The 23050-nt window shown below is 39.9% G+C and carries 18 protein-coding genes and 1 pseudogene; 17 read left to right on the forward strand and 2 right to left on the reverse strand.

Annotated features, from left to right (window positions below; genetic code table 11):
* Positions 1 to 3: 3 nt before the first annotated feature.
* Complete coding sequence (locus tag ABZ559_RS06600) at positions 4 to 963, forward strand: aromatic acid exporter family protein (protein WP_317335179.1); 960 nt, start codon at positions 4 to 6, stop codon at positions 961 to 963.
* A 339-nt stretch (positions 964 to 1302) separates the two neighbouring features.
* On the opposite strand, the gene ABZ559_RS06605 is transcribed toward ABZ559_RS06600, so the two are convergent.
* Together ABZ559_RS06605 and lysS are read right to left on the reverse strand one after the other, a co-directional pair.
* The gene (locus ABZ559_RS06605) at positions 1303 to 1845 is read right to left on the reverse strand and encodes a biotin transporter BioY (protein ID WP_367005630.1); all 543 of its coding nucleotides are present in this window, start codon (positions 1843 to 1845) and stop codon (positions 1303 to 1305) included.
* 586 nt (positions 1846 to 2431) lie between these two features.
* Positions 2432 to 3922, reverse strand: a complete 1491-nt coding sequence (lysS, locus tag ABZ559_RS06610) for a lysine--tRNA ligase (protein ID WP_018375863.1) — start codon at positions 3920 to 3922, stop codon at positions 2432 to 2434.
* 352 nt (positions 3923 to 4274) lie between these two features.
* On the opposite strand from lysS, the gene ABZ559_RS06615 reads away from it, so the two are divergent.
* The 16 genes and pseudogenes from ABZ559_RS06615 to ABZ559_RS06690 all read left to right on the forward strand — a co-directional run bounded on the left by ABZ559_RS06615 (position 4275) and on the right by ABZ559_RS06690 (position 22879).
* The gene (locus ABZ559_RS06615; protein WP_273415416.1) at positions 4275 to 5177 is read left to right on the forward strand and encodes an HAD family hydrolase; all 903 of its coding nucleotides are present in this window, start codon (positions 4275 to 4277) and stop codon (positions 5175 to 5177) included.
* An 86-nt stretch (positions 5178 to 5263) separates the two neighbouring features.
* On the forward strand, positions 5264 to 8512 hold the full coding sequence (gene rexB / locus ABZ559_RS06620; protein WP_367005632.1) for an ATP-dependent nuclease subunit B: 3249 nt from the start codon (positions 5264 to 5266) through the stop codon (positions 8510 to 8512).
* Positions 8505 to 12134, forward strand: coding sequence for a helicase-exonuclease AddAB subunit AddA (gene addA / locus ABZ559_RS06625; RefSeq protein WP_367005634.1), 3630 nt, complete (start codon positions 8505 to 8507; stop codon positions 12132 to 12134). Before rexB ends, addA begins: the two co-directional genes overlap by 8 nt.
* A gap of 179 nt (positions 12135 to 12313) precedes the next feature.
* Entirely contained in the window at positions 12314 to 12787 is a 474-nt protein-coding gene (gene tnpA / locus ABZ559_RS06630; RefSeq protein ID WP_002891962.1) for an IS200/IS605 family transposase, read from the forward strand.
* A gap of 207 nt (positions 12788 to 12994) precedes the next feature.
* Positions 12995 to 13770: pseudogene (locus tag ABZ559_RS06635) on the forward strand (IS5 family transposase).
* Positions 13771 to 14077: 307 nt separating this feature from the next.
* A complete protein-coding gene (hemW, locus tag ABZ559_RS06640; RefSeq protein ID WP_367005635.1) occupies positions 14078 to 15208 on the forward strand; it encodes a radical SAM family heme chaperone HemW in 1131 nt (376 codons plus the stop codon).
* Between the two features lie 3 nt (positions 15209 to 15211).
* Complete coding sequence (locus ABZ559_RS06645) at positions 15212 to 15937, forward strand: acyl-ACP thioesterase domain-containing protein (protein WP_367005636.1); 726 nt, start codon at positions 15212 to 15214, stop codon at positions 15935 to 15937.
* A gap of 214 nt (positions 15938 to 16151) precedes the next feature.
* Entirely contained in the window at positions 16152 to 16925 is a 774-nt protein-coding gene (locus ABZ559_RS06650) for a TIGR01457 family HAD-type hydrolase (protein WP_367005637.1), read from the forward strand.
* Positions 16915 to 17580, forward strand: coding sequence for a TIGR01906 family membrane protein (locus tag ABZ559_RS06655; RefSeq protein WP_367005639.1), 666 nt, complete (start codon positions 16915 to 16917; stop codon positions 17578 to 17580). Before ABZ559_RS06650 ends, ABZ559_RS06655 begins: the two co-directional genes overlap by 11 nt.
* Positions 17581 to 17696: 116 nt before the next feature.
* Positions 17697 to 18644 (forward strand): hypothetical protein, encoded by a 948-nt coding sequence (locus ABZ559_RS06660; RefSeq protein WP_367005640.1) that lies wholly within the window; start codon positions 17697 to 17699, stop codon positions 18642 to 18644.
* A 201-nt stretch (positions 18645 to 18845) separates the two neighbouring features.
* Entirely contained in the window at positions 18846 to 19619 is a 774-nt protein-coding gene (locus ABZ559_RS06665) for a dihydroorotate dehydrogenase electron transfer subunit (protein ID WP_367007639.1), read from the forward strand.
* Positions 19620 to 19630: 11 nt separating this feature from the next.
* Positions 19631 to 20575 carry a dihydroorotate dehydrogenase gene (locus ABZ559_RS06670; protein ID WP_367005642.1) on the forward strand — a complete coding sequence of 315 codons (945 nt, stop codon included), beginning with the start codon at positions 19631 to 19633 and terminating at the stop codon, positions 20573 to 20575.
* Between the two features lie 309 nt (positions 20576 to 20884).
* Entirely contained in the window at positions 20885 to 21583 is a 699-nt protein-coding gene (pyrF, locus tag ABZ559_RS06675; protein ID WP_273404572.1) for an orotidine-5'-phosphate decarboxylase, read from the forward strand.
* Positions 21561 to 21905, forward strand: a complete 345-nt coding sequence (locus ABZ559_RS06680; RefSeq protein ID WP_273404569.1) for an inorganic diphosphatase — start codon at positions 21561 to 21563, stop codon at positions 21903 to 21905. Before pyrF ends, ABZ559_RS06680 begins: the two co-directional genes overlap by 23 nt.
* Complete coding sequence (pyrE, locus tag ABZ559_RS06685) at positions 21902 to 22531, forward strand: orotate phosphoribosyltransferase (RefSeq protein WP_367005644.1); 630 nt, start codon at positions 21902 to 21904, stop codon at positions 22529 to 22531. Before ABZ559_RS06680 ends, pyrE begins: the two co-directional genes overlap by 4 nt.
* 153 nt (positions 22532 to 22684) lie before the next feature.
* On the forward strand, positions 22685 to 22879 hold the full coding sequence (locus ABZ559_RS06690; protein ID WP_367005645.1) for a hypothetical protein: 195 nt from the start codon (positions 22685 to 22687) through the stop codon (positions 22877 to 22879).
* The last annotated feature ends 171 nt before the right edge of the window (positions 22880 to 23050 follow it).

Genomic DNA, 23050 nt, shown 5'->3' on the forward strand with positions numbered 1-23050 from the left:
CATATGGGAATTTTAGAACGGACTATAAAGATTTCTTTAGCGACTATCTTAGCTATTGCATTTGCTAATTTTTTGAATTTATCCTATGCCAGCTCTGCTGGAATTATCGCTATTTTAAGTGTTTTAGAGACGCGAAAAACAAGTTTAAAGGTTGCAGGACAGCGTCTTGTGTCTTTTCTTCTTGCTTTTATGATTGCGGCTCTTGTCTTCACCGTTTTGGGCTATAACCTCATTGCTTTGTTAGTATATTTGTTGATTTATGTATCACTTTCATATCGGTTAATGATTCAAACAGGTGTCGCACCAATTACGGTTTTAGTGACTCATTTAATGGCTGAGCAAAGTTTGGATCTTCCTATTATTCTCAATGAGTTTTGTCTATTTGCTATTGGAGCTGGGCTTGCTTTGATTTTTAATTTTTATATGCCTTCCAGGGATAAGGAAATTGAGACCATTCATGCCAAGGTTGAAGAGCAATTAAAGGCTATTCTTTATCGTTTTGAAAGTTTTCTTTTGCAAGGAAATGGTCGGAATGATGCTACTTTAATAAACGAGTTGGATAAGATCCTTGAGGATGCTTTACAGCTAGTTTATCATGATAGTAGCAATCATCTTTTCCATCATACCAATTATCATATTCATTATTTTGAAATGCGTCAGCAGCAAAACCAGCTCTTACGACAAATGGCTCTTAATATCAATCAATGTCGTTTAGAAGTTCGAGAGAGTGTTTTATTAGCCCACCTTTTTCATGAAACGGCTGCACAACTTAGCCAGCAAAATCCTGCTTTAACTCTGATTGATGATATTAATCAAATGCTTGAAACTTTTCGTCAGCGAGAACTTCCAAAGACACGTGAAGAATTTGAAACACGAGCTATTCTTTTTCAGCTCTTACAAGATTTAGAACGTTTTATACAATTAAAAGTCTCTTTTTATCAGGACTACTACCTTGACGATTGAAGGCTTATCAGTTTTTGGATATATATGAATTGTATAACAAAAGCTACCTTTTGCCTGGGGCAAGGGTAGCTTTTGTTATTTTCGGATATTATAAATCATAGCCTATAACCAAAAACCTACTATTTCAGAGATTATAATACTCAACCAAAATCAAAAATAACAAACTTATAACTATCATCATGAATCATCCCCTTTTACCGTGACAAAAGATTCCATCAATCATGAAATTGTTCATTTTTGAATATATCCAATCACTTCCAGGTAGCTATTTCTGATTTTTAATCAGTATAAGATGGGTTTTACAATAGAAATGTGGTTGAAAAGAAGATTAGTCTATAATCATTGATTAAAATACTCCTCTTGTTTTAGAGCATTAAAAATTGGTTTACTTATAAATGTTATGGCAAGTATTTTTACCAAATCAGAAACAATAAAAGGTAAGACACCAGCTGAAAAAGCAGCCTGCCAAGTCATATTTGCCAAAAAGTGAAGTCCAAGAACGCCGAGTACAAGTGTTGTAATAGCACCCAACAAATTTGCTAGAAAGATTACAACAAGTGACGTTCTAGGATTAATAAGAAAGGATGTTGTAAGGGCATAAACGACAAATCCCCATAAAAAACCAGCGGTAGGTCCCATAAGCGCTGAAAATCCACCAGATCCTCCAGCAAAAACAGGTAAGCCGATACCTCCAAGTAAGAGGTAGAGTAAGACACTTAGCACAGCTTCACGTGGTCTAAAAAGAGTTGCAATAAGACCGATTGCTAAGGTTTGTAATGTGAACGGAACGGTTCCAACTGGAATAACAATTTGTGACAACACAACAATCAGAGCCGCCCCAAAAGCAGGAAGAATCAAAGATAAGGTCGTTTTTTTTGACATTGAATCACCTCAAAATTTTTATGTTAACCCTATATTTTATAAGGTTAACATAAGTTTAATATACGTTTCTAAAAATGTCAACCATAAAATTTGAAATGTTAACTATAAAAACAATTTTTTATTTGTCCTTATTTTAAGCAAAAAAGTAAATTTGAGATAATTGGCGTAAATTCCATTTCAAATGATGAGATTTAGCAGTATACTGTAAGTGGCTCATTTGGACTAACCTCCTGTATGTTTCGTCACTTACAGTATAGTCCATTTGAGTTTTTTATTGTATTTTGAAATTAACTAGCACCACGATAAAATTATATAAAATTGAATCAACTTCCAAGTAATAAAAAGCAAATATGAGCTGAAGTTAAGGCTTTTTCCAGAAATGTAAAATAGACCTCTGACAAATCAGGTCTTACAAAGAACTCGAATTTTAAATAAACAAAAACCGAACAACTTCCACAGATATTGATTCTGAATTGAAGGTGTTCGGTTTATTTTATTTACCAGTTTTACAGCTTATAAAAATTTGATGTTAATTTTAGGCAAGTAGTAGTAACAAAGCTTGTCAAATCAAGGTTTATAACCTCAATTACTTCATCGTAGGGAAGAGTAGTACATCACGGATGGTTGTAGTATCTGTGAGAAGCATCACCAAGCGGTCAATACCGATTCCAAGACCACCTGTTGGTGGCATACCGTATTCAAGGGCTTCAACATAGTCATAGTCAATGCCAGTTGCTTCGTCATCACCAAGTTCTTTAGCAGCTGCTTGAGCTTTGAAACGCTCCAACTGATCAATTGGATCATTTAACTCAGAATAAGCATTTCCGTATTCTTTGGTCATGATGAAGAGTTCGAAACGGTCTGTAAAACGAGGGTCATCTGCATTTTTCTTAGCCAGTGGTGAAACTTCAACAGGGTGTCCGTAAACAAAGGTTGGTTGGATTAGCGTTTCTTCCACAAATTCTTCAAAGAAGGCATTGATGATGTGACCTACCGTGTTAAAATGTTTTTCAAGTGGAACATTCTTTTCCTTGGCAATAGTTTGTGCTTCTTCAAGCGACATAGCTTGCCAGAAGTCAACACCAGTCACTTCCTTAATAGCATCAACCATATGAATACGTTTGAAAGGTTCGTTAATCTTGATTTCAGTGTCTTGATAGGTAATTGATCCTTCGCCATGTACAGCTTTGGCTGCTTGCTGAATGATTCCCTCTGTAATATTCATGATATCTTGGAAATCTGCATAGGCTTGATACAACTCAATCATAGTAAATTCTGGATTATGAGTGGCATCCATACCTTCATTACGGAAAATGCGACCAATTTCATAGACACGTTCCATCCCACCAACGATAAGGCGTTTTAAGTGAAGTTCCAAGGCGATACGAAGTACCATGTCCATATCTTGAGCATTATGGTGAGTAATGAAAGGTTTTGCCGCAGCACCACCAGCTTCATTGTGAAGGACAGGTGTTTCAACTTCGAGGAAGCCAAGTCCATCAAGGTAACGGCGGATTTCTGAGATGATTTTTGAACGGGTCACAAATCGGTCAAAGCTTTCGCGATTTGAAATCAAGTCTAGGTAGCGTTTGCGGTAGATGGTTTCAACGTCTGTCAGTCCGTGGAATTTTTCTGGGAGCGGACGAAGAGCTTTTGATAAGTGTGTAATGTGAGTGGCTTTGATAGAAAGTTCACCCATGTCAGTACGCATGATTTCGCCTTCTACCCCCAGAAAGTCCCCAAGGTCAGCTTTTTTGAAAATTTCGTAATTGTCTTCCCCAACAGCGTCTTTGCGGACGTATATTTGGATTTGACCATCACGGTCTTGAAGGTGGGCAAAGCCAACCTTACCTTTACCACGTTTAGTCATGAGACGACCTGCGATAGTAGCAGTCTCATTGATTTCGTGCAGTTCTTCTTTTGTCTTGTCAGCGTAGGTTTCTTTTAATTGACCAGAGGTAGCGGTACGTTCGAAACGTTTACCAAAAGGATCAATTCCTTGGTCAGCTAAAGCCGTCATTTTTTCACGACGGACAATCTGTTGGTCATTTAATTCTTCGATATGTTCGTTTGACATGTTTTCCTCCAAATAGTATTCCTTCCTATTCTACCATAAAAACAAGTGTTTAGGGATAAAATAGATAAGGAAATTTTTATTTTTAGTGATAAATTTGAGAGGTTTAACTCTTCTTTGTGTTTAATTCAGGCAAGGGCTTTTATCTGAATTGTGTATGAGGATAGAGAAAATGGCAACCTTACTTTGTTGACAGAAAAGAGGGATCAATTCTGGGACATTTTAATGAAAACTTTGTAGAGGTCGTACCCAGTCATCCTCGATTGGTAACGTTACTTTCTTGGCTCTAAATTGAAAAAATATTCCAAACACGGTATAATAGTCGTATTGAAAAATTTGGAGAAAAAGGAAAATCATGATTACTTCGATTGTTTTTGATGTGGATGATACCATCTATGACCAGCAGGCACCCTATCGGATTGCCGTGGAAAAATGTTTCCCTGATTTTGATATGACCCATATCAATCAAGCATACATTCGTTTTCGACATTATTCTGATGTTGGATTTCCACGTGTGATGGCCGGTGATTGGACTACAGAGTATTTTCGTTTCTGGCGCTGCAAGGAAACCTTGTTAGAGTTTGGTTACCGTGAAATTGATGAGGCAATGGGTATTCATTTTCAAAAAGTTTATGAAAATGAACTTGAAAATATTACTATGCTGGACGAGATGCGAATGACCCTTGATTTCTTAAAATCAAAAGGTGTTCCTATGGGGATTATTACTAACGGTCCAACAGAACATCAATTGAAGAAAGTTAAGAAACTGGGGCTTTACGATTATGTTGATCCCAAGCGTGTTCTCGTCAGTCAGGCAACGGGTTTTCAAAAGCCAGAGAAAGAAATCTTTAACTTGGCAGCTGAACAATTTGATATGAATCCTGCAACAACGCTCTACGTTGGTGATTCTTACGATAATGATATCATGGGAGCTTTTAATGGTGGCTGGCATTCTATGTGGTTCAACCACCGAGGCCGTAGTCTTAAACCTGGCATCAAACCAGTTTATGATGTTGCCATCGATAACTTTGAACAGCTTTTTGGAGCTGTCAAGGTTCTCTTTGATTTACCTGACAACAAATTCATCTTTGATGTCAATGACAAGAAGAATCCTATTTTAGAAATGGGCATTAACAATGGACTCATGATGGCTGCAGAACGCTTGTTAGAAAGCAATATGAGTATTGATAAGGTTGTGATTTTACTGCGCTTAACGAAACAACAGGAAAAAGTGCTACGCTTAAAATACAGCCGTTGAACTGGTAATTAGAAGCCGTGTAGATAACCTCTGCAGGGCTTTTTTTGGTATAATAGTACTATTGATTTCTAAGGAAAGGCTAGCACATGAAATTACTCTATACAGATATAAACTACAACATGACTGAAATTTTGGTCAATGAAGCTGCACAGGCCGCTAAAGCAGGTAAGCATATTTTTTACATTGCACCAAATTCGCTGTCATTTGAAAAGGAGCGAGCGGTTTTGCAGGCTTTGCCTGAACAGGCTTCCTTTGCCATCACTATCACACGTTTTGCGCAGATGGCTCGCTATTTTGTGCTTAATGCTCCCAATCAGAAAGATAGCCTAGATGATAACGGTCTGGCTATGGTCTTTTATCGTGCCTTGGCTAGTCTGTCTGACACGGATTTGAAAGTTTTTGGTCGTCTGAAACAGGATAGCCAATTCATCAATCAGTTGGTGGATTTGTACAAGGAATTAAAGTCAGCTAATTTGACGGTGATGGAACTGACAGAATTAAGTACACCTGAGAAGCAAGGAGATCTGCTGACTATTTTTTTAGCAGTTGAAGATATTTTGCGAGATGGCAATTATGACAATCAGAGCAAGGTCGCTTTCTTTGCGAGTCAGGTGGCTTCTGGACAATTAGACGCTGAATTAGCAAATTTGGTTGTTGTTGTTGACGGTTTTACGCGATTTTCCGCCGAAGAGGAAAATCTAGTCAGTCTGCTGCATGAGCATGGGGCGGAAATGATTATCGGTACCTATGTCAGTAAAAAAGCCTATAAAGCGAGCTTTACGGCAGGAAATGTCTATCAAGCTGGGCTTGATTTTCTGAGAAGTTTGGCCAGTCGCTTTGAGGTTAAACCAAACTATGTGGTTTCAGAAGAAGTTGGTTTAGAAGCCTTTGCTAAGCTATCGCAGCTCTTTGAAGCTAAACATGATTTCACGACGACAGACCTAGTGCTAACTGAGGCAGACAAGCGGCACTATGCCATCTGGGATGTCATCAACCAGAAGGAAGAAGTGGAGCATGTGGCCAGGGCCATTCGTCAGAAACTTTATGAAGGTTATCGTTATAAGGATATTTTGGTTTTGTTGGGCGATGTGGAGTCATATAAGCTACAGGTTGGCAAGATTTTTGATAAGTATGAGGTTCCTTATTATTTTGGCAAGGCAGAAAGTATGAGTGCTCATCCTCTGGTGCAGTTTGTGGATTCACTAGAGCGGATTAAGCGCTACAATTTTCGTACGGAAGATGTCATGAATCTGTTCAAATCAGGCCTTTATGGCAAGGTTAACCAAGACCAATTGGACAAATTTGAACAATATGTGACCTATGCCGATATTAAAGGGCAAAGCAAGTTCTTCAAGGATTTCACGGTCAATAATGGTAAATATTCTCTGAAGCATCTTAACGTTTTGCGAACAAACTTACTGACCCCATTGCAGGATTTAGTTAAAGCACGTAAGCAATCGGGCTCTAGTCTCTTGAATAAGTTCATGACTTTCTTGGAAGCTATTGCATTATCGGAAAATATGGCAGAGCTAGCAGATGGTTTATCTGAGATTGACCAAGAGAAGCAAGAGCAGGTTTGGCGGACATTTACAGGAATTTTGCAGCAATTTCAAACTATCTTTGGGAACCAAAAAATGACCTTGGACGAGTGTCTGTCCTTACTACGTTCAGGCATGATGGCAGCAGAATACCGTATGGTGCCAGCGACAGTTGATGTTGTAACTGTCAAGGCCTATGACTTGGTTGAACCACATACCAATAAATTTGTCTTTGCGCTAGGGATGACTCAGTCGAATTTTCCAAAGATTGCACAAAATCGCAGCTTAATTTCGGATGAGGAACGTATCAAGGTCAATGAAGCGACAGCTGATGGATGTCATTTTGACATTCCAACACGTGATAATCTCAAGAAAAATCATTTTGCAGCGCTATCGCTCTTCAACTCAGCTACAGAAGAACTGGTTTTGAGCCTTCCGCAAATTCTCAACGAGGCCCAAGACAATACCTCTAGCTATTTACTGGAACTGCAGGCTTTGGGTGTGCCAGTTCTAGTTAAGGGTCGTAATTATCATTCAACTAGACCAGAAGACATCGGCAATTATAAAGCCCTTTTGTCACGCGTAGTTGAGATTAACCGCTCTGCTATTGCCCAAGAATTGGAAATGTCCAAGAACGAGCAGACCTTTTGGTCGGTGGCAGTTCGCTATCTGCGTAAAAAGCTAGCGCAAGAAGGCGTGGAGGTCCCACAAATCAATGACAATATGGTAACCAAGACGGTTGCTAGCGAAGTCATGGCGGCACGCTTTCCAGTCAATGAACCGATCAGCCTGTCCTCTTCTGCTGTGACGACTTTTTACAATAACCAGTACCTCTACTTTTTGCAGTATGTGCTAGGCTTGCAAGAGCAGGAGAGTATCCATCCCGATGCTAGAAATCATGGAACTTACTTACATCGTGTTTTTGAGTTGGTCATGAAGGATGAGTCAGAGGAGACTTTTGACTATAAGCTGGCACAAGCTATTCAAATGACAAATAGGGAGCAGACTTTCCAAAATATTTATGAAGAAGACGAAGAGAGTCGCTATACCTTGGGTGTATTAGAAGATATTGCCCGTAGCACTGCAACCATCTTACGTCAGAACAGTCAGATTGTGGTGGAAAGTGAGGAGGAGACTTTTGAGCTTATGCTGGATAATGCCGTGCGTATCAAGGGGATTATTGATCGCATTGACCGTATGACAGATGGTAGTCTTGGAATTGTTGACTACAAATCCAGCAAGAACACTTTTGATATTCAGAAATTTTATAATGGTCTTAGTCCGCAGTTAGTCACCTATATGGAAGCCTTGCGTGATAAACGGCAACTGTCTGAACAGGATAAGATTTTTGGTGCGATGTACCTGCACATGCAGGAGCCTAGAACTGACCTAGCAAGGGTAAAGACTTTAGATAAAATTCCTGAGGTGCTTCATAAGGAGTTGACTTATAAGGGACTTTTCTTGGAAGATGAAAAGGAACATTTAGCCAATGGTAGTTACCATTTGACCGATTCAGTTTATAGCCGAGATGAACTAGCGATTTTACTGTCTTACAATAAGTACCTCTATGGCAATGCTGCGCAAGCTATCCGCCAAGGGAAATTCCTCATCAATCCTTACAGTGAGGATGGTAAGTCGGTGCAGGGCGAGCAGCTTAAAAGTATTACACACTTTGAAGCTGACCGTCACATGCCTTATGCTAGACAGCTTTATAAACTGCCACGAAAGGAGAAACGTCAGGGATTTTTGACCTTGATGCAAGCAAAAGAAGCAACAATGGAGGAAGACAATGTTTAAACCATTTTTAACAGCTGAGCAAATTACCTCCTTGCAAATGACAGAAGCGCAATCAGATAAGAAGCAGAAGCGAACGCCTGAGCAGATTGAGGCTATTTACAGTTCTGGCACTAATATTTTGGTTTCAGCGTCAGCGGGGTCTGGGAAGACCTTTGTCATGGTTGAGCGCATTATTGACAAGATTTTACGTGGTGTGAGCATTGACCAACTCTTCATCTCAACCTTCACGGTCAAGGCAGCTGGTGAGCTAAAGGAACGTTTGGAAAAGAAAATAGCAGAGCAGCTACAGTTGACGGAAAATCCTGAACTCAAGCAGTTTCTCTCTGAGCAACTAGCAGCTGTTCAGACAGCTGACATTGGCACTATGGATGCCTTCACTCAAAGACTGGTCAGCCAGTATGGTTATCTGATTGGAGTATCACCTGCCTTTCGAATCATGACGGATAAGAGTGAGCAAGACATTCTCAAAAATGAAGTTTTCGCTGACCTTTTTACTTCTTATGCTTCGGGAAATAGCTCCGCTGTTTTTAGGAAATTAGTCAAGAATTTCGCGGGCAATCGCAAAGACGCCATCCCCTTTAGAAGTCTGGTTTACAAGATTTACGATTTTAGTCAGGCAACGGACAGTCCTCAAAAATGGCTGCAAGATAAGTTTCTCAAGGGTGCTAAGACCTATACTGATTTTTCAGCCATTCCAGACCAAGAGATTGCTGATTTTCTGACTTGTCTGCATGATACGGCTGATAGTCTGCGAGATGTGACAGATTTGCCAGACTACAAACAAGTCACTGGCAAAGGTGTACTTACAGCAGCCTATAAAAAGCATCTGATCATGATTGAGAAATTGCATGATTGGGCCTTGCATTTTGATAGCATTTATGGTCGTGAAGGTCTGAGCAAATGCGCCAACGATGTGGCTAATCTCATCCCATCTGGTGATAGTGTGACGGTGGCAGGTAGCAAGTATTCTGTTTTCAAGGCTCTTCAAGTGCGTCTGACAGGTTTGCAACATCTGGAAACGATTTTCAAGTATCAGGAGGAAACTCAGCCTCTGTTGGAAATCTTACAGGCTTTTGTCATGGATTTTTCAAACCAGTATTTACAAGCTAAGTTGCAAGAAAATGCCTTTGAGTTTTCAGACATAGCTCATTTTGCTATTCAGATTTTAGAGGAAAATCCTGATGTTGCACAGCTTTTTCAAAACAAATACCACGAGGTCATGGTGGATGAATATCAGGATAACAACCATACTCAGGAGCGCATGCTGGAACTCTTATCAAATGGTCACAATCGCTTCATGGTGGGGGATATCAAGCAGTCTATTTACCGTTTTCGTCAGGCAGACCCGCAGATTTTCAATCAAAAATTTAAGGCCTTCCAAGAGGATCCTAGCCAAGGTAAACTCATCTTGCTCAAGGAGAATTTCCGAAGTCAGTCAGAAGTCTTGCAGACTACTAACAGCATCTTTACCCACCTTATGGATGAGGCGGTTGGTGAAATTCTTTACGATGGCACGCACCAATTAGTTGCAGGCAGTCCAGCCCAGAAAGAAGCCCATCCTGAAAATCAAACGCAGGTCTTGCTCTATGATACGGATGAGGCTGAGGAATTTTCAACAGACGAAGACAGTAACCAAATTAGCCCATCTGAGGTAAGGTTAGTTGCCAAGGAAATCATTCGTCTTCATAACGAAGAAAAGGTCAAATTTGAAGACATTACGCTTTTAGTGTCTTCACGCACTCGCAATGATGGGATTTTACAAACCTTTGACCAGTATGGCATTCCGTTGGTCACTGATGGCGGTGAGCAAAATTATCTCAAGTCCGTTGAAGTCATGGTCATGCTAGACACTCTGCGCGCCATTGACAATCCACTCAACGATTATGCACTAGTAGCTCTCTTACGCTCGCCCATGTTTAATTTTGATGAGGATGAACTGGCTCGTCTGGCTCTTCAAAACACTCAGGGTTATCACAAGCAAAATCTCTACGAGAAACTGCAAAATGCGCGTGTTGAAAAGGGTGAGCATAAGGACCTTATGACAGTAAATTTGACCGCTAAGTTGGAAGCTTTCTTTGAAAACTTTTTGGATTGGCGAAGTTTTGCTAAAATGCATTCGCTCTACGATCTGATTTGGAAAATTTACAATGATAAGTTCTACTATGATTACGTGGGAGCTCTACCGCGAGCTGAACAACGTCAGGCTAATTTATATGCGCTAGCCCTACGCGCCAACAATTACGAAAAGACTGGGTTTAAAGGTCTATCTCGTTTTATTGGCATGATTGATAAGATTTTAGAAAATCAGAACGACCTTGCTGATGTAGAAGTAGCCCTTCCCAAGAATGCTGTTAACCTCATGACCATTCATAAGTCCAAAGGGTTGGAGTTCAAGTACGTTTTCGTCCTCAATATTGATAAAAAATTTAGCATTCAGGATATGACCTCCCCCTTGATTTTGTCGCGTGAAAATGGTGTCGGTATTAAATATGTGGCGGATTTGAAGGAAGAATTGGGAGAGAAACTGCTGCCTTCGGTCAAAGTCAGCATGGACACTCTTCCTTATCAGCTCAACAAGCGGGAACTGCGCACAGCCACTTTGTCTGAACAAATGCGTCTTCTCTATGTTGCTATGACAAGGGCTGAAAAGAAACTTTATCTTGTTGGAAAAGGAAGCTCTGCGAAAATAGCAGACAAGTATAGCGGTAAGTCAGAGCGTAACCACTTGCCGATAGCAGAGCGAGAGAATTTTATGACTTTCCAAGACTGGATTTTAGCTATTCAAGAAGCCTATAGCGCTGAGGAGTTGTATTTTAAAACTAGCTTTGTCACTGATGCTGACCTGACAGAAGATAAGATTGGGCAAATTAAACAGGAACAGTTCTATGAGCCGGATGACCTCAAGGATAATCGTCAGTCAGATGACATCGCGCGTGCGCTGGATATGCTGGGGGCCGTTGACCGCATCAATGCAACCTACAAAGCTGCCAGCCAGCTACCGACCGTCCGCACCCCAAGTCAAATTAAGAAGTTTTACGAGCCTGTCATAGAGACAGATGGGGTAGATGTCATGGAGAAGTCCTACCAAGCCAAGCCAAAGTTTGATCTCCCTGACTTCAGCAAGAAGAAATCTGTCTCAGCTACTGAGATAGGTTCAGCAGTTCACGAGCTTATGCAACGTCTGCGCCTGTCCCAAAAGGTTGCAGGTTCAGACATTGAGGCAGCCTTATCTGAGTTATCAGTCAGTGATGAAGTGAAGGCTCGCATTCAAACGGAGAAAATTTTGACTTTCTTTGAAGAAACCCCTCTGGGGCATCTTATCCAAGAAAAGGCAGATAAGGTTCACCGCGAGGCCCCGTTTGCCATGCTCAAGGAAGATCCTGAAAGCAAGGAAAAATTTGTCGTGCGTGGGATTATCGACGGCTACATCTTACTTGATGACCGCATCGTCCTTTTTGATTACAAGACTGATAAATTCACTAATCCAGAAGATATCAAGCAGCGCTACGCAGGTCAAATGTCACTCTATGCCGAAGCCCTCAGCAAATCCTACAACATCCAGAATGTGGAAAAACACCTTATTTTATTGGGAGGTGAAAGCTTAAAAATCATCACCTTGTAAATGATATGAAAACGGAAGACAAGCGTTATGAAAGCGCTTGTCTTGTTGTCTCACGAAAACCACTAGCTGTGCTAGTGGTTCCGAAAAGCTTTTAGCGATGTATCAAAAAAGTCCCCCTAAAGTGTTATATTAGATAAGGTTTCCCGACCACTAACTAATATACAAAAGGAGGACCTCTGATGAGACAGGATAATAATAGTTTAGCACATACTACATGGAATTGTAAGTATCATATTGTTTTCGCCCCAAAATATAGACGTCAGATAATCTATGGGAAATACAAAGCAAGTATTGGTCAAATCTTACGGTTATTATGTGAAAGAAAAGGTGTTGAAATTCATGAAGCAGAAGCATGCCCAGATCACATTCACATGTTGGTGAGTATACCACCGAAGCTAAGTATTTCCTCATTTATGGGATATTTAAAGGGTAAAAGTAGCTTAATGATATTCGACCGACACGCTAATTTAAAGTATAAATATGGGAATCGCAAATTTTGGTGTCGAGGGTTTTATGTTGATACGGTTGGGCGAAATCAGAAGCGAATTGAAGAATATATTCGTAATCAATTACAAGAAGACGTGATAGCAGATCAGCTCAGTCTTTTCGAGGAATATGATCCGTTTACAGGTGAGAAGAATAAAAGAAAGTAGTCTTAAAGAGACCCGCTAGTCGGGTCAGCTAGCAAAGGTGGTGCTGAAGGGAAACCATTCGGTAGGCCTTTAGGCCTCGGCCGGTAGCAGAGGCTTTCAGCCGAAGAGCAAACCACCCGTTCTCACGGGTGGTTTTGATTTTGTATAAAGGTGTAGAATAAAGGAGTGAGAAAAAATAAGAGGAGATTTGGATGGTTTTAGCACACTATAATCGTGAAATCAATAATAGGTGTTAAAAAAGTGACGTTTCAACTGATGCTTGATTGTCTCACTGACGCTTATCAAGAGCAACACCGAAAAGGTGGACGCCCACGCCGTCTAAGTATGGAAGAGCAGCTCATCATGACCTTGCGCTACTTACGCTATTACCCCACTCAACGCTTGTTAGCATTTGATTTTGGTGTAGGTGTGGCAACTGTCAATGAGACCATTACATGGGTAGAGGACACCCTTCGTTCTTCAGGTCTCTTTGATTTAGACCACTTGGAAGCACCTAGCGCCACTGTTGCCATTGATATCACTGAAAGTCCTATTCAACGCCCTAAAAAAACCAAATCAAGAATTATTCTGGTAAAAAGAAAAGACATACCATAAAAACTCAAATCATGCTTGATTTGACTAACCATCGTGCTTGTCAATTGGCTTTTTCAGATGGCCATACGCATGATTTTACCCTTTTTAAGGAGAGTATTGGCTATAGTTTGCCCCAAAGTACCCTTGTTTTCGTAGATTTAGGGTATTTAGGCCTCTTGAAATTTCACGAAAATACCTTTATTCCTGCTAAGCGTTCTAAACATCACCTCTTAACCCAAGAGGATAGACGGTTGAATCGCGAGATAGCTAAAATGCGTATTGAAGTTGAACACTTTAATGCCAAATTTAAAACCTTTCAAATCATGGCACAGCCCTATCGTAATCGTAGAAAACGGTTTGAATTAAGAGCTGAGTTGATTTGTGGCATCATCAACCATGAGATGATGTAGTTACCGAACAAGTCTAATCTAACTATGAATTTTTTAACTAAAGTAATGAATACGACCATTATTCTGTGTACAGCAACGCAACCAGCTTATGATTCCACTGCCATTCATCATAGAATCTCTTATGGTGGCAAAAATGGTGAAGAGGCGGACATTGTTGACTTATCTCGGGAAGAAAAAGAGGTCCTCTTGTTAGTACACTGTCTACCTTTATGTATTTATCATATACACCGTCTACTTTATAAAATCAACTTAAAACATTTCTTGTCTAAAATGATTCATTTTTTCTGAAAAATGGTAAAATAAAGGTATGCTAAAAATACCAACATCTGCCTATGTACACATTCCTTTTTGCACACAAATTTGCTATTATTGTGACTTTTCAAAAGTTTTCATTAAAAATCAGCCTGTGGATGCTTATTTGCAGGCTCTTATTCGTGAGTTTGAGAGTTACAAGATTGAGCAACTGCGGACGCTTTACATCGGCGGTGGAACTCCAACAGCCATCTCAGCTGAACAATTAGATTATTTGCTCAGCCATTTGACTAAAAACCTTGACTTGAGCCAGTTAGAGGAGTTTACCATTGAGGCTAATCCTGGGGACTTGACGCCTGACAAGATAGCAGTATTGGAGAAATCAGCTGTCAATCGTATCTCTCTGGGAGTGCAGACTTTTAATGACAAGCAGCTCAAACGTATTGGGCGTAGTCATAACGAAGCACAAATTTATGAGAGCATTGACAGTCTCAAGGGAGCTGGTTTTGATAATATTTCTATTGACTTGATTTATGCCTTACCTGGTCAAACTATGGCAGATGTAAAGGAAAATGTCGCCAAAGCCATAGCGCTTGACATCCCTCATCTGAGCCTTTATAGTCTGATTTTAGAGCATCATACGGTCTTTATGAATAAAATGCGGCGTGGTAAGCTTAATCTTCCCACAGAAGATTTGGAAGCGGATATGTTTGACTATATTATCGCCAAGCTGGAAAGTCATGGTTTTGAACACTATGAAATTTCCAATTTTACTAAGCCAGGCAGGGAGAGTCGTCATAACCTCATGTACTGGGATAATGCTGAATATTACGGTGTAGGTGCTGGGGCTTCTGGTTATGTCGATGGTGTGCGCTATCGCAATCGTGGTCCTATTCAGCACTACCTCAAAGGCGTTGCTCAAGGCAATCCACGTTTGGAAGAAGAGGTACTCACTAAGCAAGAAATGATGGAAGAGGAATTTTTCCTCGGTCTTCGAAAAAAAGAAGGCGTGTCCATTTCACGGTTTGAAGAGAAATTTGCTGAGAATTTTTCTAATCGCTATGGTGATATTGTAGAGAAACTAACCAGAGATGGTCTTGTACAAGTGACCGATGGCAGACTAAGAATGACGAAAAAAGGTCTCTTTTTAGGAGACACTGTTGCAGAGAAATTTATAGTGGAGTGAAAGATGGGGAAAAAATTTGCAATAACATATCAAGTGCCTTTTTATGAAACAGATGTCAATCATAATATCAAATTACCACATCTACTTTCTTTTGCCTTGCAAGTGTCTGGTCAGCAATCTTTGGATTTGGGTGTGAGTGATGATTATATTTTTGATACTTATCATCTGGTTTGGGTTATCACTGAGTACGACATTGACATTGACCGCTTACCCAAGTATGGTGAAACCATTATAGTTGAGACGGAGGCAACTGCCTACAATAAACTCTTTTGTTATCGTGATTTCACTGTCTATGGTGAAGATGGCGAGAAAATCATGACCATCCACTCTGTCTTTGTGCTTATGGATTATGACACGCGCAAGGTTCATCTTGTGGTGGATGATATTGTAGCAGTGTATGATGTTCCCAAAATCAAGAAGATTATACGCGGACCAAGGTATGAGGAACTTGAAAATTCAGAAGAAACAGTCTATCATGTGCGCTATTTTGATTTGGATATGAATGGTCATGTTAATAATAGTAAGTATCTGGAATGGATGTATGACGTACTTGATGTCGATTTTTTGCGTCAGCACATTCCTCAAAAAATCAACCTTAAGTATGTCAAAGAGGTACACTATGGTCATGATATTCAATCGCGTGTGGTGATGGATGGCAAGGTGACACGCCATGAAATTACTGGTGATGGCATACATGCTCAAGCGAGCATTGTTTGGAAGGAAAAATAGGCGTTGCTGGAGTGAGAGAAGAGGATTTGAGTGATGAGTACAAAGTCAAGCATAAGCTCGTTCTCAGGGGGCAATATTTTGTCACACCATTATTTGGGGTAAGCCGTTTGAGGGAATCTAAAATCACTGACCAGTAGCTATTTACTCTAGCCAAACTTCCAGAACAGCAGGTAAAAGATAATAAAAGAACAAATCAATTAGAAAGAGGAGACAAGTGAAATATAAAGGGTATTTGATTGATTTAGATGGGACGATTTACAAAGGTAAGAGTCGTATTCCAGCAGGTGAACGCTTTATTGCACGTTTGCAGGAACGAGGAATTCCCTACCTATTGGTAACAAATAACACGACCAGAACACCAGAAATGGTGCAAAATATGCTGGCAAGTCAGTTCAATGTCAAAACACCGCTCGAAACTATTTATACGGCGACGATGGCAACAGTTGATTACATGAATGATATGAAGCGTGGTAAAACAGCCTACGTCATTGGTGAGAAAGGGTTGAAGGATGCCATCGCTCAGGCAGGATACCAAGAAGATATTGAGCATCCCGCTTACGTTGTTGTCGGCTTGGACACAGACTTAACTTATGAGAAATTAGCGATTGCTACCTTGGCTATTCAAAAGGGATCTATGTTTATTGGGACTAATCCTGATCTCAATATCCCAACAGAACGGGGGCTCATGCCAGGAGCGGGGTCGCTAATTAACTTATTGCAGTCAGCAACACGCGTTGAGCCAGTGATTATTGGAAAACCTAAGGCTATCATTATGAATAAATCCCTAGATGTACTGGGAGTTGCTCGTCATGAAGCTGTCATGGTCGGTGATAACTACCTAACTGACATCATGGCTGGTATCAAAAACGACATTGCAACCTTGTTGGTCACTACAGGCTTTACCAAACCAGAAGAAGTACCAAACTTACCAGTTCAACCCGACCATGTCCTAGCTAGCTTAGATGAATGGAATTTTGATGAAAACTAGACTTTTTACATTTTTAACTTGGCTCTGGTTGCTTGCTTTAGCCGTTTTGGTGACTATTTATGTTGCCTGGTTGATTTATCCATTGGAGGTTGATTGGCTTCATTTGACCAATCAGGTCATTATCACCAAACAGGATTTATTGAAAAATTTCAATAGTTTGATGTTTTATCTGACTAATCCTTTTTCTAGCAATTTGAGCATGCCAGATTTCCCATCATCAAAGGATGGTCTCCAGCATTTTCGAGATGTCAAACACCTCTTTCATCTAACCCAGGCTGTTTTTGTGATTTTATTGGTTCCTGCTTGGCGTTTTTTGAAAAATAGCAGAGCTGAGAAGTCACTTTTCTTTCATCAAAGAGCGTTTGCAATAGCAGCATTGGCCCCTATTTTTATAGGCTTTGCTACGCTTTTCATCGGCTTTGATAATTTTTTTACTTTTTTTCATCAAGTGCTTTTCCCAGGTGCGACCAACTGGCTATTCAATCCAGCAACAGACCCTATCATCTGGGTATTGCCTGAAGAATTTTTTCTCCACTGTTTCTTAATTTTCTTTATTATCTACGAATTGATTATGTGGAGTTTGGTTTTTAGTGGGAAAAAACAGTTTAGTCAGTATTTAAAAAATAATCCGAATAAATCTGAATCAAGGAAGTAATCTATAAAAAAACTGTAGATTTACTTGATAATTCATTGCCCTTTTGAAGGGGGTATGGTATATTTATTAGTGAGATGTTAGTATGAGTTATAGTATAGAGAGTGGTGTGAGAAGTGATGAAGTCTGTGCAAAGTAGCCATCAATTGTTGATTCAGAAATTATTAGTTAGCATTCATTATTTGACACTTTTTAAAGATGAAATTATTCTGGTCGAGAAGACCCCATCACTACTAGGGGCATCTGTTTCAACTATTCGTGTTCAGGATGAATTAAGTGATGTTTTATCTGCGATTGCTGCAATGGAGAAACAAGAAAAGCTTATTCGCTCAACTTTCTGGTATGATGAGGCATCTTTCAAATTGATGAATCACTCTTTAGATATTGTAGGAACATGGGTTGAAGGGATTGATCATGTCCTAGAAACCTGTCAACAAACATCCGTTTTTCAGGTGATTCTTGGCGATGACCGGATTCATGTGTTCGGGGTGCTTGCAGATGTCTATTCCTCGCTAAAGATAGTCAATCTTTCCATAAAAGAAGATTCTGAAGAAGTACTCTTTTTTAATCCTCTAAGGATGAATATTCAATCACCGCACTTGAGTAAGGAAGAATTAGTGGCAAAGATTGATGCTATGCTTCCGGCAGAAGAAGATATTACGATTGAGGAAATGCCAGCTTTTGAGGTTGCCGATCGTGATGAAGTTGTTAAACTTTTTCGCCATTACCTTTTTGACAACGGCGGAAGTCGTGTTTATGTCATCGATGCTCAGGAAGATCTGGGAAAGGAAATTGATTTTTATAACACCTTCAATCGTTTTACGGGTGCTTACGACGATATATCAACAAGCCTAGTTTTACTCGAAGAAGTGTTATCAGAAATGGAAGAACGTTCTCAAAATAAACCTCAAGAAAGCAATTTAAGTTCATTTCCGCCAATTTATGTCATTATTTACGGACAAAACAAACTAATGTTGGATAGCCGTTTTGAAAGTCTTGTGTCGGAATTGACGACATTAATTGAAGGAACGGCAATTTATATACTCTCCTATCAAGCTTACCTTTGATTTAAAGTTGACAATCAAAGGGATTAAAGCTATAATATAACAAATTTAACAACCTTTAATATAGTCCAGAGAGGCTACAAAGGTTCAAGAAACAAGTGCTTGAGTATGTAGCTCTGCTTATTTTTGTGGACCTTGCCTTCGGGTGAGGTTTTTTTGTAGAAAACGGAGGAGAAGATGAATCCAATATATCAACCTAGTCCGATGGTTTTAAAAGAGGAATTAACCATCATTAGTCAAAAGGAAATTGCACCAAGAATTTTTGAAATGGTACTTGCCGGAGAAATGGTTCAAGACATGGGAGTGGGGCAATTTTTGCACCTACGTGTGCCAGATCCAAGCAAATTGTTGCGTCGCCCTATTTCCATTTCTGAGATTGATAAAGAGCATGGACAAGCAACTATCGTCTATCGAGTGGAGCGAGAAGGTACGGCCATCTTATCTACTCTGAGAGCAGGTGATACTGTTGATGTTATGGGGCCTCAGGGAAATGGTTTTGATTTGTCCGTGGTTGAAGTTGGGAATACAGCACTTCTTATTGGCGGAGGAATTGGAGTTCCTCCGTTGGTTGAAACTGCAAAACAGTTACACGCTAAAGGTGTCATAGTAACATCTGTAATTGGTTTTGCTGATAAAAATGCTGTCATTTTAGAAGAAAAACTTCGTCAATATGGTGATGTGCATGTTACGACTGACGATGGAAGTTATGGTATCAAAGGGTATGTTTCGACTGTTGTTGATCGTTTTGATCAAGTTGCTGATGCCATTTATGCCTGTGGGGCACCAGGTATGCTCAAATATGTTGACAAAAAATTTGAGAACCATCCTCATGCTTATTTGTCAATGGAGGCTCGTATGGCTTGTGGAATGGGAGCTTGCTACGCTTGTGTGGTCCATCTAAGAGATGCAAGTGAGGTTGCTAATAAACGTGTTTGTGAAGATGGCCCTGTGTTTGAAACAGGTAGTGTTATTTTGTAAGGAGGTTTGTCGTGTCTGATAATCGTTTAAAGATTACTTTACCTGGGTTAGAGTTAAAAAATCCTATTATCCCTGCCTCTGGTTGTTTTGGATTTGGGCAAGAATATGCCAAATACTATGATTTGAACAAATTGGGTTCAATTATGATTAAAGCAACTACTCAAAATCCACGTTTTGGTAATCCAACACCTAGGGTAGCGGAAACACCCTCAGGTATGCTGAATGCCATTGGTCTTCAAAATCCAGGTGTGGATGTGGTTGTGGCTGAAAAGCTACCTTGGCTAGCGCAGCATTTTCCAGAATTGCCCATTATTGCTAATGTTGCTGGTTTTTCAAATGATGAGTATGCTTATGTTTCCGAAAAAATCTCACAAGCACCAAATGTCAAGGCAATTGAACTTAATATTTCTTGTCCAAATGTTGACCACGGCAATCACGGTTTACTTATCGGACAGGTCCCAGAGTTGGCATACGCAGCTGTAAAAGCAGCAGTGCAAGCTTCTGAAGTACCGGTTTATGTCAAATTAACACCGAGTGTTGCGGATATCACAATAGTTGCAAAAGCAGTTGAGGAAGCGGGTGCAACTGGTTTTACAATGATAAATACCTTAGTTGGGACGCGATATGATTTAGCTACCAGAAAGCCTATTATTGCAAATGGGCAAGGAGGCATGTCTGGCCCAGCGGTCTTTCCAGTAGCATTAAAGTTAATTCGTCAGGTAGCACTAGCGTCAGAATTGCCTATTATTGGTATGGGTGGGGTTGACTCTGCTGAGGCAGCTTTGGAAATGATGATTGCTGGTGCTTCAGCTATCGCTGTTGGCACTGCTAATTTTACCAATCCTTATGCTTGTCCAGATATTATTAATCGTTTACCAAAAGTAATGGAAAAATATGGAATTTCAAACCTTGAAGACCTCAGACGTGAAGTGCGCAAGAAACTTTTGGGAAAATAAGTTCTACTATTTTCAAATAAAGAATACCAACCTTTGACTTTGCTAGTAAAAAGCGGTATAATGTTTAAAATCAAATAACCTTTAATCGAGTCCAGAGAGGCAAGAAAGGTTTACAAGTAGATGAGGGTGCAGAGTGCCCAGATTTTTCGTGTAACCTTGCCCTTTGGCAAGGTTTTCTTTGTTATAGAAAGGAGAGAGTTCGTTTGAACTCAGGTCAAACCTCCAGTGAACTTAGAGCGTCATAAAAGTTTTACAATATAATTATAATGACGCTTAATTTCAAAGAGTAGGCCTAAACTATTCATTATTATGCGCGAAAGTCGTCCTATTGTTGCTCTTGATTTTCCCTCCCTTGAAGAGGTCAAGTCTTTCTTAGCTTTGTTTCCAACCGAGGAGAAACTTTACGTTAAAATTGGTATGGAACTTTATTATGCGGCCGGACCTGAGGTTGTTCGTTACGCTAAATCATTAGGTCATTCTGTTTTCCTTGATTTGAAATTACACGATATTCCCAATACCGTTAAGTCGGCAATGGCTGTTCTGGCAAATCTTGGTGTTGATATGACTAATGTACATGCAGCAGGTGGCGTTGAAATGATGGCAGCTGCACGTGAAGGCTTAGGAGATGGTCCAAAGCTCATCGCAGTCACTCAACTAACCTCAACTTCAGAAGAACAAATGCAAGACTTTCAAAACATTCAAACTAGTTTATCTGAATCTGTTGTTCATTATGCTAGAAAAACTGCTCAAGCTGGTTTGGATGGTGTGGTTTGCTCCGCCCATGAGGTTGCCCTTATCAAAGCTGCGACTTCCAATGACTTTGTGTGCTTGACACCAGGTATTCGTCCAGCAGGTTCTGCGCTTGGTGATCAAAAACGCGTCATGACACCCGCAGCTGCACGTGCGATTGGATCAGACTACATTGTCGTGGGTCGGCCAATCACGCGAGCAGAGGATCCAGTAGCGGCTTATCGTGTCATCAAGGATGAGTGGAATAGTACTTGTTAAAGCAATAATAGATAGACCAATTGGCTATCAGGATAAGTTTGGAAATGTCTATCCTATTAATTATGGCTACATTCCAGAATTATTGGCAGGAGATGATGAGGAACAAGATGTTTATATCATCTCTGAGAAAGTCAATCAGCCTTTGAAGGCTTTTGAAGGTAAGTTGGTAGCCATCATTCATCGGACAGACGATGTGGAGGACAAGTGGGTTTTGACCTCGCCAAATGAGCAGCTCAGTCTTGAAATTATAAGAGAAAAGACACAGTTTTTAGAACAGTATTTTACATCAACTATTGAACTTTTAGAAGGAGAAGAACTATGACATTAGCTACACAAATTGCATCAGATTTATTGGATATTAAGGCGGTTTATTTGAAACCTGAGGACCCTTTCACATGGGCATCTGGCATTAAATCTCCAATCTATACTGATAATCGTATTACGTTGTCTTATCCAGAAACTAGAACTTTGATTGAAAATGGCTTTGTCTCAAAAATAATGGAAGAATTTCCAGGAGTTGAGGTGATTGCTGGTACGGCAACCGCTGGGATTCCTCACGGGGCGATTATCGCTGATAAGATGAATCTCCCTTTTGCTTATATCCGATCAAAACCAAAAGATCACGGAGCTGGTAACCAGATTGAAGGTCGTGTCGCTAAGGGTGAAAAAATGGTCATCATTGAAGACTTGATTTCAACTGGTGGTTCTGTGCTTGATGCTGTTGCAGCGGCAAAACGTGAAGGAGCAGATGTGCTTGGTGTGGTGGCGATTTTCACTTATGAATTACCCAAAGCAACTGAGAATTTTGAAAAAGCTGGCGTGAAATTGGTGACTTTATCTAACTACACTGAACTTATTAAAGTTGCAAAAGTGCAAGGTTATATCAATGCAGACGGCTTGCAGCTGTTGAAGAAATTCAAAGAAAACCAAGAAACTTGGCAAGATTAAGTTGAGAGCAGGAATTATCCTGCTTTTTTAATTTTGACTAACTTCATAAACTTTTTGACAATAATTATTATATTTTTGACTAATATCGTTGTCAAAAAGAAAATCATATGTTACAATATGATCATAAAAAGAAAAGGTTTACATAAAGGAGAAATGAAAAACGATAATAAGAAAATAATCATAACAGGTAGCATGGTTGCAAGGGCTGTTATAATAGGAGTTCTTTGCTATGGTTCGGGGTATTTTATCGGAACTTGTCTGGCTGGTGAGGACATAGCTATCACAACCTATCTACCAATAATAGGTGGAGTAGCCCTGCTATTATCCATTTTTAAAAAGGAGAATTAGGTGCTTATTATGAACATGAGAAATAGTAACAGTAAAATATCACTAACAAAAGTTGTTGAATGGATACTTGTGATTTTTCTGGTTAGCATACTATTGCTAGATATGTTAAAGATCAAAGTTTTGGACACAACTTACATGGCTTTTTTGGTTTGTGTACTTGCTGCCTTGGAA

Source organism: Streptococcus sp. ZY19097 (assembly GCF_040731245.1).
Lineage (GTDB): Bacteria > Bacillota > Bacilli > Lactobacillales > Streptococcaceae > Streptococcus > Streptococcus orisratti.